11 protein-coding genes are annotated in these 17,109 nt (G+C 49.7%); 6 read left to right on the top strand and 5 right to left on the bottom strand.

Annotated elements, in window-relative coordinates:
• Positions 1-4: 4 nt before the first annotated feature.
• Positions 5-3,283 carry a S41 family peptidase gene (locus M4J38_RS14355; RefSeq protein WP_251760330.1) on the bottom strand — a complete coding sequence of 1,093 codons (3,279 nt, stop codon included), beginning with the start codon at positions 3,281-3,283 and terminating at the stop codon, positions 5-7.
• A gap of 257 nt (positions 3,284-3,540) precedes the next feature.
• Entirely contained in the window at positions 3,541-5,652 is a 2,112-nt protein-coding gene (locus tag M4J38_RS14350) for a cation-translocating P-type ATPase (protein WP_251760328.1), read from the bottom strand.
• 75 nt (positions 5,653-5,727) lie between these two features.
• On the opposite strand from M4J38_RS14350, the gene tsaE reads away from it, so the two are divergent.
• From tsaE to M4J38_RS14335, 3 genes are all read left to right on the top strand, one after another.
• Positions 5,728-6,156, top strand: a complete 429-nt coding sequence (tsaE, locus tag M4J38_RS14345; RefSeq protein WP_251760327.1) for a tRNA (adenosine(37)-N6)-threonylcarbamoyltransferase complex ATPase subunit type 1 TsaE — start codon at positions 5,728-5,730, stop codon at positions 6,154-6,156.
• A 25-nt stretch (positions 6,157-6,181) separates the two neighbouring features.
• Positions 6,182-7,399: an alanine dehydrogenase gene (locus M4J38_RS14340; protein WP_251760326.1), complete on the top strand. Its 1,218-nt coding sequence runs from the start codon at positions 6,182-6,184 to the stop codon at positions 7,397-7,399.
• 420 nt (positions 7,400-7,819) lie between these two features.
• A complete protein-coding gene (locus tag M4J38_RS14335; protein ID WP_251760325.1) occupies positions 7,820-9,724 on the top strand; it encodes an ATP-dependent DNA helicase RecQ in 1,905 nt (634 codons plus the stop codon).
• Positions 9,725-9,730: 6 nt separating this feature from the next.
• Here M4J38_RS14335 and M4J38_RS14330 read toward each other — a convergent pair whose 3' ends face one another.
• Positions 9,731-11,281: a helicase HerA-like domain-containing protein gene (locus M4J38_RS14330; RefSeq protein ID WP_251760324.1), complete on the bottom strand. Its 1,551-nt coding sequence runs from the start codon at positions 11,279-11,281 to the stop codon at positions 9,731-9,733.
• A 120-nt stretch (positions 11,282-11,401) separates the two neighbouring features.
• Between M4J38_RS14330 and M4J38_RS14325 the strand changes: the two genes are divergently transcribed.
• Both M4J38_RS14325 and M4J38_RS19755 read left to right on the top strand, forming a co-directional pair.
• Positions 11,402-12,100: a response regulator transcription factor gene (locus M4J38_RS14325; RefSeq protein ID WP_251760323.1), complete on the top strand. Its 699-nt coding sequence runs from the start codon at positions 11,402-11,404 to the stop codon at positions 12,098-12,100.
• 269 nt (positions 12,101-12,369) lie between these two features.
• The gene (locus M4J38_RS19755; protein WP_251760322.1) at positions 12,370-14,070 is read left to right on the top strand and encodes a T9SS type A sorting domain-containing protein; all 1,701 of its coding nucleotides are present in this window, start codon (positions 12,370-12,372) and stop codon (positions 14,068-14,070) included.
• A 65-nt stretch (positions 14,071-14,135) separates the two neighbouring features.
• Here M4J38_RS19755 and M4J38_RS14315 read toward each other — a convergent pair whose 3' ends face one another.
• Both M4J38_RS14315 and M4J38_RS14310 read right to left on the bottom strand, forming a co-directional pair.
• Positions 14,136-14,630 (bottom strand): GNAT family N-acetyltransferase, encoded by a 495-nt coding sequence (locus M4J38_RS14315; RefSeq protein ID WP_251760321.1) that lies wholly within the window; start codon positions 14,628-14,630, stop codon positions 14,136-14,138.
• A 4-nt stretch (positions 14,631-14,634) separates the two neighbouring features.
• Positions 14,635-15,567 (bottom strand): EamA family transporter, encoded by a 933-nt coding sequence (locus tag M4J38_RS14310; protein ID WP_251760320.1) that lies wholly within the window; start codon positions 15,565-15,567, stop codon positions 14,635-14,637.
• A gap of 121 nt (positions 15,568-15,688) precedes the next feature.
• Between M4J38_RS14310 and M4J38_RS14305 the strand changes: the two genes are divergently transcribed.
• Positions 15,689-17,104, top strand: a complete 1,416-nt coding sequence (locus M4J38_RS14305) for a PLP-dependent aminotransferase family protein (RefSeq protein WP_251760319.1) — start codon at positions 15,689-15,691, stop codon at positions 17,102-17,104.
• Positions 17,105-17,109 lie beyond the last annotated feature (5 nt).

Here is a 17,109-nt window from a genome sequence, read left to right as displayed (position 1 = left end):
GCTATTAAAATCCTTTCTTCTTCTCACTGATCTCTTTCAGCATCTCTTTCACGGCCGCTTCTATCTGCGGATCCCTTCCATTCAGGAAGTCTTCGTAAGGAAGCGGAACACGGATATCTGGTTCCAGTTGGAGATTTTCGGTAGGACGATTTTCCTTGCCAATCGTAGCCACCATGGGGATACCGAATACTAAGGTAGGATCGATCTGGGTTTCCCACCAAACCGCGGTACCTGTACCCGGAACCGGCATACCTACCAGTTTACCGATGCCATTCTGCTTATAGATATAAGGGAAAATAAAGGCGTCGCTGTAATTGCCTTCGCTCATCAATACCACACTTGGTTTGCTCCAGCGGCCCATGGGTTCACCGTCTTTCAGCCGGTTACCCTGGGGTGCGAAGCTCAGGTATTGTTTGCCGCTGAGGAAAGTGTTCAGGTCGTCGTGCAACCAGCCGCCGCCATTAAAGCGGGTGTCCACAATCAATGCTTCTTTATCGAAATTCTTACCCAGCACCACATCGAAGGTGTTGCGGAAACTGCCGTCGTTCATACCCTGAACATGTACGTAACCGATTTTTCCATCGCTCAGTTTGCGTACCATATCATCCATCATTTTCAACCAGCGTTTGTACATCAATGAGGCTTCTTCTCCGAAGGAAATCGGTTGAACGGTTTCCTCCCAACGTGTTTTGGTGGTTGGATCATACAGGCTCAGCAAGGTATTCTTACCTGTTTTCCTGTTCAGGAACTTAGCCCAGTCGGCTCCATCGGTAATGGATTCTCCATCTATCTTCTCGATCACCGTTCCGGCTTTTACCCTGCTGGACGATTTATCGAGCGGGCCGCCGGCAATCACTTCGGTCACCTTCAGCCCGTTTCCACCAATACTTTCGTCGTACAATAAACCAAGTACGGCGGTCGCGTCGGGATTCTGCATTTGGGGAGAATAACGTCCTCCTGTATGCGAAGCGTTCAGTTCGCCGAGTATTTCACTCAGCAGTTCCTGGAAATCGTAATTGTTGGAAATATGCGGCAGGAACCTGGCGTAGTTCTTGTGCAAAGCTGCCCAATCGAGGCCATGCAGTTTGGGATCGTAGAATTTCTTTTCCACCTGGCGCACGGCGTGGTCAAGAATATATTCCCTCTCCTTCGCCTGGTTCAGCACCATCTCGCCATTGATACCGATAGGCGATACTTTGCCGGATTCATCCACTTTCACCAGAGAGCCACGGTTGGTCACGAACAGTGTTTTACCGTCCTTGCTCATTTCAATACCGCTGGGAGAACCGCCCAGTTTAGCGAGAATCTTCGTATCGTGGGTACGCGTATCGGTTACCCAAAGGTCGAAGCCTTTCTCGAAGGAAGCGAGGTAATACAATTTACTGCCATCTTCATTCAACACATAATCGGAAACGGAAGAGCTGTTGATGGTAAGGCGCGCCACTCGGTTCTCGAAGTTTTCCAAATCGGGCGACCATGCCTTTTCTTCTTTCTTCGGCTCGGTTGTTTTCGTCCCTTTCTTATCGGCGGCCGGCGTTTCTTTATCGGTCTTCTCTTTATCGGTTTTCTCCTTCTCTTCTTTTTCTTTCAGTAATGCATAATCTTCTTTGCTCAGGTTGAACCTGTCGTACAATTCTTTATCGAAGAATCCGGCGTAGATGTCTACTTCCCTGCTGCCCTGGTTGGCGAGCGATTTACGGCCTTCGCGGGCACTGGTCCAGGTGAGGACCTTTCCTTTCATGGCCCATTTAGGATTACCCTGGCCGAAGCCGCTTTTCAACGGATGTTGAATACCTGCGGAAGCGTCTGCCTTAATGATGGCGGCGTTTCCTGTGAACCAGTTGCCTTCGCTGTCATCGGAAACGATCCATTTGCCATCGGGGCTCCAGTTAAAATCCCAGTCGCCATCGGAATAAGAATAGTTCCTTCCCACGGGCAGCAACGTGCGGGTTTGCTTTGAAGCGATATTGTACACTTTCAGGATATTTCTTTCTTCCACATAAGCGATTTCCTTGCCATCGGGAGAGAATTTCGGCTGGAACTCTTCTGCTTTCGTGGCAATCAACGGCTCTTCATTAATTACCGTGGACGCGTAAAAATAAGGTTCTTCCTTCCGGGAAATGCTGGCTTTGTAAATATCCCAGCTATTGTTCCTTTCAGCGGCGTACACCAGGCTTCTGCCATCGGGACTCCATTGCACCATACGTTCCTGTTGGGGTGTATTGGTGATGCGTTTGGTTTGTCCGCCTTCCACGCTGGTCACGAATATTTCCCCGCGGGTAACGAAAGCGATTTCTTTACCGTTGGGAGAAAGTTCAAACTGTGTAACGTTCCCGTTGATGGACACGTTCTTTTCTACGCCTGCGCGGCCATCGTTGGTAATCCTGATGGCTACTTTCTGTGGCGTGCTTCCTTCCTTCAAAGTATATATTTCACCATTCCAGGTAAAGCAGAGCGTATTGTTGTTGCTGGCGCTGAGGTGCCTTACGGGATGTGTTTTGAAATCGGTGAGGCGGCGTTCAGCCATGCGGTTCAGGACGGGTGCCTGGTAAATATTCTGAATACCGTCTTTTTCACTGAGGTAGTAGATGAACTGGTCGTCGTTGCTGAAAATGGGTTCCCTGTTCTCCCCCTGATAACCACTTATTTTTCGGTAGGTATTGCCTTTCACGTCCATCAGCCAGATGTCGCGGCTCACGGAAGATGTCTGGTGTTTGCGCCAGGGATCTTCATAGCCTTTTCTGTCCTGGAACACCACCTGTGTACCTTTACTGTTATAATGCGCGTTCTCCACCCCGGCGGAGGTGATCAGTACAGAACGGCCACCGGTAGCGGGAACCGTGTACAGGTTCTGGAAAAGGCGCGGGCTGTAGAACCGGACATTTTTCTCCGGGATATTCCTTGCGCTGCCGAAAAGCACCTGTTTGCTGTCGTTAGAGAAATCGTAAGGAAAATCGTTGGCGGAGTGGTACGTAAGCCTGGTGGGTTCTCCTCCGGTAGCAGGCATCACGAATACATCGAAGTTCCCGTAGCGGTCGCTGGCGAAAGCTATCTGTTTGCCATCGTGGCTCCATACGGGCATGTAATCGTGGGCCTCGTGGAGGGTAAGGGGAATGGCATCGCCTCCGGCGGATGGTACTTTATAAAGGTCCCCCTTGTAGCTGAAAACAATGGTGCTTCCATCAGGAGAGATGGACGGGTAGCGCATCCACAAAGGATCCGTTTGCGCGAATGCAGAAAAACAGGCCAGCAGGGTGAATGCCGACCAAACAAGTTTTTTCATAAATCGTGTGTTTAGTTAAAAGCGACTTTAAAGTTACTGATAACAAAGCGAACAGGAAATGAGGAAATCCACAATAGGATGAATGGGGGATGGCAATGATGAGAGGAATGGCGGCAGGTACATTCTTTCACAATGCGTAGGCAGATCAACCTCAATTTCCTTCACGGATCAAAATAGAAGCTTGGCGTTTCACCACATCAACTGTTACCAAAAACCACTCAGGTATTCCTATATACTATCTACAGAAAGCCTTATCGTTATTGCACTTTCTTCACAAATAACCGCACAGAATTTCCGGCCAACACCACATCACTTAACCCCATCACCAGTGCCCCTACGGTAGGCGTGAGGAAACCGAATGCCGCAACAGGTATAGCGATGATATTATAAAGAAATGCCCAGAACAGGTTCTGTTTGATGGTCAGGAAAGTGTGCTTTCCCAAGCCCAAAGCTTCGGGCAGCATGGTAAGTCCCTTGTTCATCAGCACCACATCAGCGGTTTGCATAGCGACCTGAGATGCGTCACTCAACGAGATACCGATGGTGGCTTTAGCAAGCGCGGGCGCATCGTTGATGCCATCACCCACCATCGCGGTAGGTGTTTGATGCGCGAGTTGCTCTATCAGTTGAAGTTTCTGTTCCGGTGTTTTTTCAGCATGCACCTCCATGATGCCCAGTTGTGTGGCCAGCGCATCGCACTTCTGTTTTCTGTCTCCGCTCAGGAGAATCGTGCTGATGTTTTTCTTGTGGAGGTAGGCGATCACTTTTGCGGCTTCCGGCCTGATTTCATCTTTTACATCCACCCAGCCTACAAGTGCATTGTTCTTCAACAGGTATACATTGCGCGAATCATCCGTAGTGGCATGGGCCGCGGCTGCATAAGAACCCGCCATCCACACATCTCCTTCTTTGGTTTTTCCTTCCATACCCAGCCCTTTGATCTCCCGGATAGAGGCCCAGCGGGTTTCGTTCCTTGTTTTCCATGTATCTCTGATGGCGCTGGCAATGGGGTGGTTGGAGTATTTTTCCAGGGAGAATACCATGTTTTTAAACGCTTCTTCCTCCGTTAAAATACCTGTTACTGCAAAATTGCTGACCACGAACTTACCGGTGGTAAGCGTACCGGTTTTATCGAACACCACCTGACGGATACTTTTAAATGATTCCAGGCTTTTTGCGTTGCGGAAAAGAATACCGTTTCTGGCCGCACGCCCCAATCCTACCGCGATGGCGGCCGGTGTGGCAAGCCCCATCGCGCAGGGACAAGCAATCACGAGTACCGCGATGCTGTGTTTGAGCGCAGAACCGGGATCATTCAATACGATCCATGTAATAACAAAGGTGAGTACCGCGATCACGAGTACTGCGGGAATAAATACCGCGCTGATCCGGTCGGCCATACGCTGCACAGGCGGCTTCTCCCCTTGCGCACGCTTCACGAGATTGATGATATTGGACAATACGGAAGCATCGGCAGCGCTGGTCACCTGTGCTTTCACCGTTCCATCCGTTAAAATACTGCCGCCGATTAAGTGATCTTTCGGTCCTTTTTCCAGTGGTAAACTCTCCCCGGTGATAATGGACTCATCCACGGAACCTTCTCCCCAGAGTATCTTACAATCCGCGGGCACCTGGTCACCGGATTTGATCAGGACCAGGTCGCCGGAACGGAGTTGCGTATTCTCCACCGGGAAAACCACCTCCTGGTGCTGGTCGTCAAAAGCGATCATATTCGCCATCACCTTCTGCGATTTCACCAGTTTGTTCAGCGCTTTCTGTGTGGATTGAATAGAAGCATCTTCCATATAATACCCCAGGAACACGAGGGTAATAATGGTGGCGGCGGTTTCAAAAAACAGGAAATCGGCTCCGAGGTTAAGGATCGCCCCGGCTAAACTGTAGAAGAAAGCGGCCGTGGCACCCAACGCGATCAGCACATTCATATTGGGCACGCCATTTCGGATACTTTTCACCGCGCTCACCCCGAAATAAGACATTCCTACCATATATACCGGCAAAGTAAGCGCGAACTGTACCCATGGATTCATGAGCCAATGCACGTGCACAAACATGTGCATCAACAAAGGCAATGTAAACACCAGGCAGAACAAAAAGCGTTGCAGGTGCCCTTTAAAAAACGGTTTCCGTTCCTTTAACGCGAGTTGCTCACCGGTCACCTGGTAGCCCAGGGCGTTGATGCCTTTGGCGAGCTGTTCTTTGGAAGTCTGTTCAGGGGCATCGAAACGTACATCACCATCAATAGGGTTCACCATGACGTTTTCCAATCCTTCTTTTTCCAGGTATTTTGAGATGGTAAGGGCGCAGTTCGAGCAGGTCATCCCTTCCACTTTCCAGTTTACGGTTTCCATATCTTAATCATTTCATTACAAAGTTACCCCATCCCGTTAGAGCCGCCTTACACGGTTATGGAATATCTTTGCATCATGATGGCTAAAATCTTTTCGTTACCGGAACTGCCCGCGCTGGTTAAAAAATGCCTGGAAGCCTGGGCGCCTTACCGGGTTTTCGCGTTCCATGGCCCTATGGGAGCCGGAAAAACCACCTTCATCCATGCGCTGTGCGCAGAAATGCAGGTGGAAGACGCCGTAAGCAGCCCAACGTTTTCACTCATTAATGAATACGATTCGCCCCGGGGCGCCATTTACCATATGGACCTTTATCGCCTCCGGGATGAACAGGAAGCGATTGGCGCCGGGATAGAAGACGCGCTGTATTCAGGCAATATCTGCTTCGTGGAGTGGCCTGAAAAAGCGGGCCATTTGCTGCCTGAAGACACTGTTCATATATACCTTGAGCCCGGTTTGAACAATACCCGTAAGTTGCGCGCGGTGATGCCGGGAGAAAAGTCGTAACTTGTGCCACTCAGCCTGGAGAAATATGTCATCATCAAATAAGCCTTTCATCAGCCGTTCCTTCAGTTATGAAACACTGGAAGAAACGCTGGATATAAAGCCCAAAGGGGCCAAACTGCACATCGGCATTCCCAAGGAAACCGCCTTCCAGGAGAACCGGATCGCTTTAACACCCGATTCCGTAAGCGTGCTCGTGAACAACGGACACGAAGTGGTGATCGAACACAACGCCGGAGAGGGCTCCCATTATACCGACCGGGACTATTCAGAAGCCGGCGCGCAGATCGTCTATGAAAAAGCCGAAGTATTCAAAGCGCCTATTCTGGTGAAATCAGCGCCGATCGTGGAAGAGGATGTGCCTTTGTTGCAAACCAACCAGATCGTGGTTTCTCCCCTCCACCTTTCCGCCCTGAAAGCGGAGTTGCTGGAAAAGATGATGGAAAAACGCATCACCGCCTTATCTTTTGAGAACCTGAAAGATGATTCCGGCAACTACCCCATCGTGCGCAGCATGAGCGAGATTGCCGGCAGCGCTGTGATGCTGATCGCAGGTCAATACCTCAGTTCCTCGAATTGCGGCAAAGGCGTATTGCTGGGCGGCATATCAGGTATCCCCCCCACAAAAGTGATTATCCTCGGTGCTGGTATCGTAGGTGAATGCGCGGCCCGTGCGGCCCTTGCCCTCGGCGCCTCCGTAAAAGTTTTTGACAGCAGCGTTTATAAACTGAAGCGACTCCAAACCAATATCGGTTTCCGTATCTACACCTCCGTGATAGAACCCAAGATACTCGCCAAACAACTCAAAACCTGCGAGATCGCCGTTGGCGCCCTCACGGCCCCAGGCGGAAGAACGCCCGTGGTGGTAACGGAAGAAATGGTGAGCAATATGCGTCCCGGCAGTGTGATCATCGACGTGAGCATCGACCGCGGCGGCTGCTTCGAAACCTCCGAGATTACTTCGCACGAAGAGCCGGTTTATAAGAAGTATGGCGTAATACATTATTGTGTTCCGAATATCCCCTCCGGGTTTGCCAGAACAGCTTCCCAGGCTATCAGCAACGTGCTGATGCCGCTGCTGCTCGAGGTTTCCGAAGATGGCGGCTTTGAAAACCTGCTCTGGCACAGGGTGAACATGCGGAGCGGTATTTATCTTTATAAGGGAGCACTGACCAACTTCTATTTAAGTGAACGTTTCCAGTTGAAGTATACCGATCTGAATTTGCTGATTGCGAGCAGGAGGTAGCACTCACGCAACGGGTATGGATATGTTATGTCTCGCCACGACGCGGAGACGCAACGTTAGACCCCGACTTATTTTGCTGTTGATTGATTTCTGTTCGTATTTATTCTTACCAGCAAGGATAGAAACTGTTTGCATTCGTCCGATTCCCGGCGCAGTTATCCTACTTTAGAATCATCCCAACAAAAGAGGAATATCAAATAATAACCAGCCTTCCCGCATAAAACAGCCCGTCGCGTCGCCGCGTCGTAGCGTGAAATAAAAAAATCATCCTAAAAGAATAATCCCCAGCCAACAAACTAACGCCTTGCGTCCCTTGCCTCCTTGCGTTGCGAGGTACGAAGCAATCGCGTGAAAAAACGTATTCCCTTCCGTGAAAACACTCTCCGCAATCCCAAAACAAATACCCTAATTTTGATCCCGATGCCTCCCGACATCCACGAGATACTCAAAAAGCACTGGGGTTACGATACCTTCCGCCCGCAACAGGAAGCCATTATCCGCCATATACTGGCCGGTGGAGATGCGCTTGCCCTGCTGCCCACAGGTGGTGGAAAATCCATCTGCTTCCAGGTACCGGCCATGGCAATGGATGGATTGTGCCTGGTGGTGAGTCCGCTGATTGCCCTCATGAAAGACCAGGTGAGCAATCTCCGGAAAAGAGGCATCACCGCTTTTGCCATTGTGAGTGGTATGGAGTTCCAGGAAGTAATTAAAACACTGGAATTGGCCGTACATTCCAATTGTAAGTTTTTGTACGTATCCCCCGAACGATTAACCACCGCGTTGTTCAGGGAATACCTTCCTGCCCTCCCCATCCGGTTGATCGCGGTGGATGAGGCGCATTGCATCTCGCAATGGGGATATGATTTCCGGCCGCCTTACCTCCAGATAGCGGAAATCAGGGAAATGATCCCCGAAGCACCCATACTGGCACTAACGGCTTCGGCTACGCCGGAAGTGCAAACGGATATTTGTGAGAAACTGATGTTCAGGAAAGAGGCTGTTTTTCAAACCTCTTTCGCCAGGCCGAACCTCTCGTACAGCGTGAAGGAAACCTATGCCAAGTTGCCGGAACTGGTGCATATCCTGAACAAAGTTCCGGGATCAGGTATCGTATACTGTAAAAGCAGGAAAAGGACAAAGGATATCGCGCTGCTGTTACAGCAGCAATCTATTTCCGTAGACTTTTACCATGCGGGATTGTCTGCCGACGAGCGCAGTACCAAACAAGAGGACTGGATCGCCGGGAAAACAAGGATTATGGTGTGCACCAATGCCTTCGGGATGGGCATTGACAAACCAGATGTGCGCATCGTGGTGCATTATGATGTACCGGACACCCTGGAGAATTATTACCAGGAAGCCGGAAGAGCGGGCAGGGACCTTCAACGCGCATACGCCGCGCTGTTGTACAACGCCAAAGACATCAGCGACCTGGAAGCGCAACCCGATATCCGTTACCCACCGGAATCAACGATCACCGAAGTGTACCGCGCATTGGTCAACTACCTCCAGATTCCGGCAGGCAGCGGAGAAGGGAAGTATTATGATTTCGACCTGGCAGCATTTACGGAACGCTTCTCTCTGTCGCCGCAAACAACGGCGCATGCCTTGCAGGCACTGGCACAGGACGGCTGGATTCAACTGAATGAAAAAACAGGCAGGCCCTCCAAACTGGGTTTCATCTGCACCCGGAGCTATCTGCGTGAAGTGCAGGAAACGAAACCGGAATGGAACGAAGTGATGCTGGCCCTGCTCCGGAACTATGAGGGCATATTCGACCACCAGGTAACGATCAGGGAAAAAAAACTGGCAAAGTTGTGTGAACTGCCTTTGGAGGAACTGGTGCAAAAGCTGGAACGCCTGCATTCCGCCGGCGTCGTGAAATATGAACCCGCGCCTGAAATGCCACAGGTGTTCTTTCTGAAAAACCGGGTACCAGTGGAACAATTCAGGCTGAATGCGGCCCGGCACTTCGAAAGAAAGGAAACATACCGGAGAAGAATAACCGAAATGATCGCGTTCACAATAGGGAAACAAACCTGCAGGGCGGTTTCAATAGGAGTTTATTTCGGGGATGATACCATTACGGCATGTGGTATCTGCGACAATTGTATCGCGAAGAAAAAGGAACAACCTTCCGTGGCAATCACGGCGGAGCAATACCTTATGGCGGAGTTGAGGAAGGAACCATTGTTGTTGCAGGAATGCCTGAGGAAATTGGAAGCGCGATTTGGAGAACGCGCCGCTGAAAGCGCCATCCGGTGCCTCGAATCAGAACTGCTGATACGCCTTACACCCGATGGCTATGTTCAGTTGAAATAAATATGCTCAGAACCAGCTCTTCTTTTTAGAAGAACTTCTGCCCCCCAATCCCAGCGCGCCCAGCAGCGTGCGGGTGATGATGCTCGCCGCCGTTCTGCCCACCTGCTTTACCGTAGGGTTATCAAAAATACTCTCCTCTTTGGGTTCAGCTTTTCGTTTGGAGGTTTTCTTTTCGGTTTCCATTTCCGCAGACTTTTCCGCCGCTTCATTCAGCTTTTCGGTAAGCAATTCGTAAGCGCTTTCGGAATCGATCACCTGGTTGTATTTGGCGGCCAGTTTCGATTTACTTACCACTGCGTCAATTTCAGCCTCCGTAAGCACATCCATCCTGCTCCGTGGAGCGGAGAGCATGATATGCGCCAACGGCGTGGGGATACCCTTTTCATTGAGCACGGTGATAAGCGCTTCACCAATCCCTATCTGGGTGAGGACTTCATCGGTTTTATAAAACTCGGTCGTAGGATAGTTTTCCGCGGTTTGTTTGATCACTTTCCGGTCGGCGGCCGTGAAGGCCCGCAGGGCATGCTGTACCTTTAAACCCAGTTGGGAGAGTACAGCCGGAGGCACATCCATCGGGTTCTGCGTGCAAAAGAAGATACCGATGCCTTTGGAGCGGATCAGTTTGATGATGGTCTCGATTTGCTGCAACAAGGCGTCGCTCGCTTCCTGGAAAATAAGATGGGCCTCATCGATGAACAGCACCAGTTTGGGTTTATCGAGATCCCCTTCCTCCGGACTGGAGGCATACAGTTCCGCGAGCAGTTGCAGCATGAACGTGGAGAACAACTTGGGCCGGTCCTGGAGATCGGTTACCCGCAAAACACTGATCACCCCGCGGCCATCATCGGAGATGCGCATCAGATCGTCGACTTCGAAGCTTTTTTCGCCGAAGAAAATATCTGCGCCCTGTTGTTGCAACTCCACCACCTTCCGGAGGATGGTGCCGGTGGAAGTAGTGGATATTTTTCCGTACTCTTTTTCAAGTTCAGCCTTACCCTCGTTGCCGATGTACTGGAGTACTTTGATAAAATCTTTCAGGTCGAGCAACGGGAGTTTATGGTCGTCACAGTATTTGAAGATCATGGCCACGAGGCCACCCTGGGTATCGTTCAAACCCAATATTTTACTCAATAGTACGGGGCCGAATTCGCTGACCGTGGCCCGGAGCCTGGCGCCTTTTTGTTCGCTGAGTGTAAGCAATTCAACCGGGAAAGCCGTGGGCTTGTAGGGAATATTGATCTTCTGGTGTCTTTCTTCGATTTTCGCGTTGCTGGTTCCGGCGGCGGCAATACCACTTAGGTCGCCTTTAATGTCCATCAGCAAAACGGGTACACTCGCGTCACTTAACGCTTCGGCCAGCACCTGGAGGGTCTTTGTTTTCCCTGTTCCCGTTGCGCCGGCGATCAGTCCGTGACGGTTCAGTGTTTTCAACGGGAGATTGATCGTTGCGCCCGGCACCACTTCTCCTTCAAACATCCCCGCGCCAATGGGAACGAATTCCCCCTTAAAAGTATATCCCTGTTGTATGGACTGCAAAAAAGCTTCCTTTTTCGACATAGATACTTATTTTCCACCAAGTTAAGGTTTCAGCCAACTCTTAACAAAACATTATCCGCCTGCCGTGCTTGTAAAAAAATGAATTAACTTTATTTGTAACAGTTAAAACATCATCATATTATGGAAGGAACCAAGGGCAAGATTTTATTGGTTGAAGACGATACCAACCTGGGAATGGTACTGAAGAATTACCTCGAACTGAACGATTACGAAGTGATCCTGGAAAGAGATGGCATCCTCGGACTGGCGGCTTTCCGCAGGGAGAAGTTTGACCTCTGCCTCCTGGATGTGATGATGCCGAACATGGACGGCTTCACCCTCGCCGAAGAAATCCGCGATGTGGACCCCGATATTCCCCTGTTCTTCCTCTCCGCGAAGACCATGAAAGAAGACATCATCAACGGGTACAAACTCGGTGCCGATGATTATATTACGAAGCCCTTCGACAGCGAAGTACTGCTGCTTAAAATAAAGGCGATCCTCAAAAGAAACGAGGAAGTAACCAAAGAGAACGAGAACCAGGAGTTCGACCTCGGCAGCTATCATTTCAACCCAAAACTCAGGGAATTGAGTCATAACGGCATCATGCAAACGCTTTCTCCCAAAGAAAACGAATTGCTGAAAATGCTTGCCGAACACAAAAACGACTTGCTCCCACGCGAACAGGCACTTAAGAAAATATGGGGCAGCGATACTTATTTTAACGGCAGGAGTATGGATGTGTATATCGCCAAACTCAGGAAATACCTGAAGGACGACAGCAATATTGAAATCGTGAACATCCATGGAAATGGGTTCAGGCTGGTGGTTCCGGTGTAATCCCGCTTAATCTTAGTTTAGAAACAAGGCGTATCAGAAATGGTACGCTTTTTTTATATCTTCCATCAGCCAATTTGTTTAGAACGTTTGCTCTTTAACGTTACCCATTAAATTTTAATAAGAAAAAACACTTATTTAAGCGAATATATTTACCTAATATACAATAGACAAAATCAACCATAGTTTATTCGGTAGTTGCTGTAAATCAAACCATAGAAATAACTAAACCCAACCGAATGAACAACTTTACATGCAAAAGCAAAATGCTTGTGGCAGTTTTATGCGTACTGCTTTTTTATTACAAACCTTATGCACAGATCATTACTACAGTTGCCGGAACGATGAGGACATCCTGCTCAACCGCACCTTGTGGCGATGGAGGGCTCGCTACGGATGCCAAACTTTATAGCCCCAATGCCATTGCAATAGATGCCGACAACAACATTTACATCGCGGAATACAGTAACCATGTTATTCGAAAAATTAATTACGCTACAGGCATCATTACTACCATTGCAGGCCAGCAAAGAACAAACTGCACAGAGGCGCCTTGTGGTGATGGCGGGCTGGCCACCGCCGCACGACTGAACGGGCCAAGAGGGATTGCATTAGATGGCGATGGAAATATTTATATAGCAGATTTCAGTAACCATGCCATAAGAAAAATCGATAAAAACACTGGAATCATTACCACAGTTGCTGGCACACTAAGAAGCTCCTGTGCCTCCGCTCCCTGCGGGAATGGCGGACTGGCCACCTCGGCGCAATTGAACAGCCCTATAGGGGTAGCATTCGACGCCAATGGAAACATGTTCATCGCCGATTACGGTAACCATGTGATCCGGAAAGTGGATAAGACAACCGGGATTATTACCACAGTGGCGGGCACAACGAAATCTTCCTGTGCAACAGCCCCTTGCGGAGACGGAGGCGCCGCCACATCGGCGCAATTAAGTGGCCCTTCCGGGCTGGATTTTGACTCCGAAGGTAACTTATATGTCGCGGAATACAATAACCACTCCGTCAGGAAAATCAACATGACCACAGGCATTATATCCACCTATTCCGGTGTTCTACGGTCGAGTTGCAGTACTTCACCCTGTGGTGATGGCGGACTGGCAACAGCAGCCCGGCATACCTCCCCCTTCTCACTGCGTGTTGGCCCTGATGATAACCTTTACGTGGCTGACGCTTCCAATGCCGCCATAAGAAAAATTGATAAAGCTACCGGAATCATTACCACAGTCGCAGGTATTACCAAAAGCAGTTGTGGCGCGGCGCCTTGCGGGGAAGGAGGTCTGGCTACTTCAGCTCAGTTGTCTAACCCCTTTGGACTGGCATTTAATTCGCTGGGCAACATGTATATAGTTGAATACGGTAACCAGGTGGTGCGTATGGTGAACCTCGGCATCCTGCCGGTGGATATCGCCAACCTGCGCGCAAATAAAAGGGAGAATGAAATAGACCTGAAATGGACGGCTTTCAACGAAAGTAATGTGCTCACCTATGATGTGGAAAGAAGCGAAAACAGTCGCAGGTTTATTAAAGTGGGAACGGTTCCCGCAGTCGCAAACGGCCTGAACGAATTCAATTATAGCTGGACAGACCCATCACCCATGAAAGGAAACAATTTTTACCGGCTGAAATCCATAGATACAGACGGCTCTTTCGAATACAGCAAAATAGTAAAAATATCCCTTGATGGCAGTACATCCGCGCAGATCACGCCGAACCCCGTTACGGGAAATCTTATGCAGGTGCAGGTGAACAGCGATAAAAATAAAACCCTGGTGCTGAACCTCTATGATGCTATGGGGAAGAAAATATGCTCAAAACAACTGAATACGCAGGCGGGAGCAGCTTTGCTACAGGTTACCCTGCCGGAAAGTATTAAGAATGGCATGTACTTCGCACAATTGCACGATGGGGAAAATATGCTCTACAACAGTAAAATTATCATTCAAAAATAAAATAGTTCTATCCTATGGTTTTGCGGGCGTATCTAAAAAATACGCCCGCTTCGGTTAAGACAATTTCACAACACCAATTCCATCATCACATCCGCTCTTTTATATTTTCCCGGCTCCAAAGGAATGTACACAAACCCGTGCTTACGGTAAATAGCCAGCGCCGTTTCCAACTTTGTTTGTGAGTACAATATGAGTTTCTCCGCTTTCATGTTCCTCGCTTTTTCAATCGCATTTCTGCATAGGAACTTTCCCGCCCCAAGTCCCTGGAACCTGTCATCCACGGCCATTTTTGTGAGCTCCATCATGCGGTTTCCCAGGTTTTTCAATCCTACGGTTCCGATGATGTCTTTCCCGTAACGGGCGAAAAGTATCGCGCCACCTTCGTTCAGGATCGCTTCCTCAGGATGCGTTAGCACATATTCATCAATGGGTTCCACTACAAAATATTTGTTCAGCCATGCCTTGTTCAGGCGTTCAAAATGAATGGCGAATTCAGGTTGAAAATCTTCCAGCACCAATTCGGCTGGTATTGTTTCTTTTATGGTAAGATCAGTTTGCATATCATTAGATTTTACTCACGGCTATTTTATTCTTTCCAATGCGTGGAACGCGGTATCCCCTGTTGATGAAGAACACGCCGCCCACCGCGGCCAGCAAGGCGAGCGATGTGATCCAGGTTAATTTCTCTCCCAGGAAAAAGAACCCCAGCAACAAAGCGATGAAGGGATTGATATAGGCATAGATGGAAGAAAGTCCTACCGGTAATTTTTCCAGCGCATAAATGAAGCAGGGATAGGTTAACAATGATCCTGCCACAATAAGATATATGAGCGACCAGATACTTTCTGAAGAAACATGCGCCAGCCTGGAATAATCATCCAGGAAAAAACTCATCAGCAGCAGGAAGAAGCCGCCGGAAATCATTTGCGCGGCTGCGTTCACCATAGCGCCCGCGCCGGAAGGCCTGTATTTGGAGTACACACTACCCGAAGCCCAGGCCAGCGCGGCGATAAAAGCCATTACCATGCCTGAGAAATAGCTGGGGTTGGCAAGGTCGGAAAGGTTATCGCTGAACATGAGCACGATGCCCAAAGAACCCAGGAACAACCCCAACAGAATACTGCCATTCAATGCGCGGCGGTCGGCCCCGGAAACAAATGCGATGAACACGATATACACGGGCATAATAGAAACGATGAGCGCCGCAAGTCCGCTGGGGATGAACTGTTCGCTCCACCCCACCACGCCATTGCCCAACGAAATCATCAGGATGCCCGGAATGGATTGGTGCATCAACACCTTCCAGTTGAATCCTTTTAAATGACCACTGAGTACCAGGAGCGCGATGAGCAGTCCGCCCGCGATCATTTGCCGCACGCCTGAAAATAGAAACGGGGGAATGGTTTCCACGCCGATCCGGAGGAAGAAATAAGTGGTGCCCCAAACCACACATACCAATGCCAGCGCAAGGTACGCACGCGTTAATGCTTTGTTCATAATGCTCGATTTATAAAGTCTTTCCCGGCAGCTATCGTACTTATCCGAATTCAAAATTCTTCAAAAAATCAAAACAATAACAGATACAATTTTCCTACTTTTAATGGGTACAGTTTAAAATATGAAAAAAGAACTTTTATACGAAGGCATCGCCATGGCGCTGGAAAAACAGATCCGGAACGAGGTATTGAAACCCGGCGACAAACTTCCCTCCCTCCGCACGGTATGCAGCGAACAGGGTGTAAGCATGAACACCGCAACGCAAGCCTATCTTGAACTAGAGCGGAAGGGTATGATTGAATCCAGGCCGCAATCCGGGTTCTTTGTGAGTGCTGCGCTCAAGAAAAAACTTTCCATTCCGGGCATGAGCACGCCTTCGGCTACCGTGAACTTCTCCGATACGGAAGCCCTGATCGGGAAAGTGTACCATTCGTTGAACGATCCGTCTATAGTCCGTCTATCGCTTGGCGTGCCCGATGAACAACTGCTGCCCGTGGCCAAACTGAACAAAGGCTTTGTGGAGGCCTTGCGCAGCTTGCCCGGAGGCGGAACAGGTTATGAAGACATCCAGGGTAACCTGAAGCTGCGTCGCGACATCGCCCGCTGGTCCTTCACCTGGGGTGGTAGTCTTACCGATGAAGAAGTGGTGACCACCGCGGGCACGATGAACGCGCTCTCCTATTGTATGATGGCCACCACCAAACCCGGCGATACCATCGCGGTGGAGAGCCCGGTGTATTTCGGTATCCTTCAACTCGCGAAGAGCCTCCAACTGAATGTGCTGGAATTGCCCACGCACCCGCTCACCGGCGTTGACCCCGATGCCCTGAAAAAAGTGCTGCCCCATATCAATGTATGCCTGCTCATCAGCAATTTCAACAACCCGCTGGGATCCTGTATGCCAGAGGAAAACAAGAAAGCCGTGGTGCGCATGCTTGCGGAGAAAGGCATCCCGCTGATTGAGGATGATCTTTACGGAGAAGTTTATTTCGGCGCCTCCCGTCCGAAACCCTGCAAAGCATTTGATGAGGCCGGACTTGTTTTGTGGTGCGGTTCCGTTTCCAAAACGCTGGCGCCGGGTTACCGTGTGGGCTGGGTGGCGCCAGGAAAATTCAAAGAGAAGATCATACACCTGAAAATGACGCATTCCATTTCTTCCACCACCATCACCCAGGAAGTAGTGGCGAACTTTCTGGAGAAAGGTCGCTATGAACACCATCTCCGGAACCTCAGAAGAACACTGCACCACAACAGTTTGCGGTTCATCAGCGCCATCGGAGACCATTTCCCCGATACCACCAAAGTGAGCCGTCCCAACGGTGGTTTCATCCTCTGGCTGGAACTCGACCGGAAAATAGATACCGTGGATGTATACCATGCCGCGTTAAAGCAGAACATCAGTATCGCACCGGGAAGAATGTTCACGCTGCACAACCAGTTCAACAATTGCATGCGGCTCAGTTACGGCATACATTGGAACCCGAAAACAGAGCAGGCCCTGAAAAAATTGGGCAGGCTCATTAAAAACATGTACTGATCGTT

The organism is Parasegetibacter sp. NRK P23 (genome assembly GCF_023721715.1).
In the GTDB taxonomy this organism is placed as follows: domain Bacteria; phylum Bacteroidota; class Bacteroidia; order Chitinophagales; family Chitinophagaceae; genus Parasegetibacter.
The sequence above is the reverse complement of the archived record's forward strand: the minus strand, read 5'-3'. Positions and strand labels throughout refer to the sequence as shown.

Excerpts from the sequence above, each read along its gene's own strand:
- M4J38_RS14305 (WP_251760319.1), top strand. The coding sequence starts at position 15,689 with ATGAAAAAAGAACTTTTATACGAAGGCATCGCCATGGCGCTGGAAAAA.
- M4J38_RS14310 (WP_251760320.1), bottom strand. The coding sequence starts at position 15,567 with ATGAACAAAGCATTAACGCGTGCGTACCTTGCGCTGGCATTGGTATGT.
- M4J38_RS14325 (WP_251760323.1), top strand. The coding sequence starts at position 11,402 with ATGGAAGGAACCAAGGGCAAGATTTTATTGGTTGAAGACGATACCAAC.
- M4J38_RS14350 (WP_251760328.1), bottom strand. The coding sequence starts at position 5,652 with ATGGAAACCGTAAACTGGAAAGTGGAAGGGATGACCTGCTCGAACTGC.
- M4J38_RS14355 (WP_251760330.1), bottom strand. The coding sequence starts at position 3,283 with ATGAAAAAACTTGTTTGGTCGGCATTCACCCTGCTGGCCTGTTTTTCT.
- M4J38_RS14315 (WP_251760321.1), bottom strand. The coding sequence starts at position 14,630 with ATGCAAACTGATCTTACCATAAAAGAAACAATACCAGCCGAATTGGTG.
- tsaE (WP_251760327.1), top strand. The coding sequence starts at position 5,728 with ATGATGGCTAAAATCTTTTCGTTACCGGAACTGCCCGCGCTGGTTAAA.
- M4J38_RS14340 (WP_251760326.1), top strand. The coding sequence starts at position 6,182 with ATGTCATCATCAAATAAGCCTTTCATCAGCCGTTCCTTCAGTTATGAA.
- M4J38_RS14335 (WP_251760325.1), top strand. The coding sequence starts at position 7,820 with ATGCCTCCCGACATCCACGAGATACTCAAAAAGCACTGGGGTTACGAT.
- M4J38_RS14330 (WP_251760324.1), bottom strand. The coding sequence starts at position 11,281 with ATGTCGAAAAAGGAAGCTTTTTTGCAGTCCATACAACAGGGATATACT.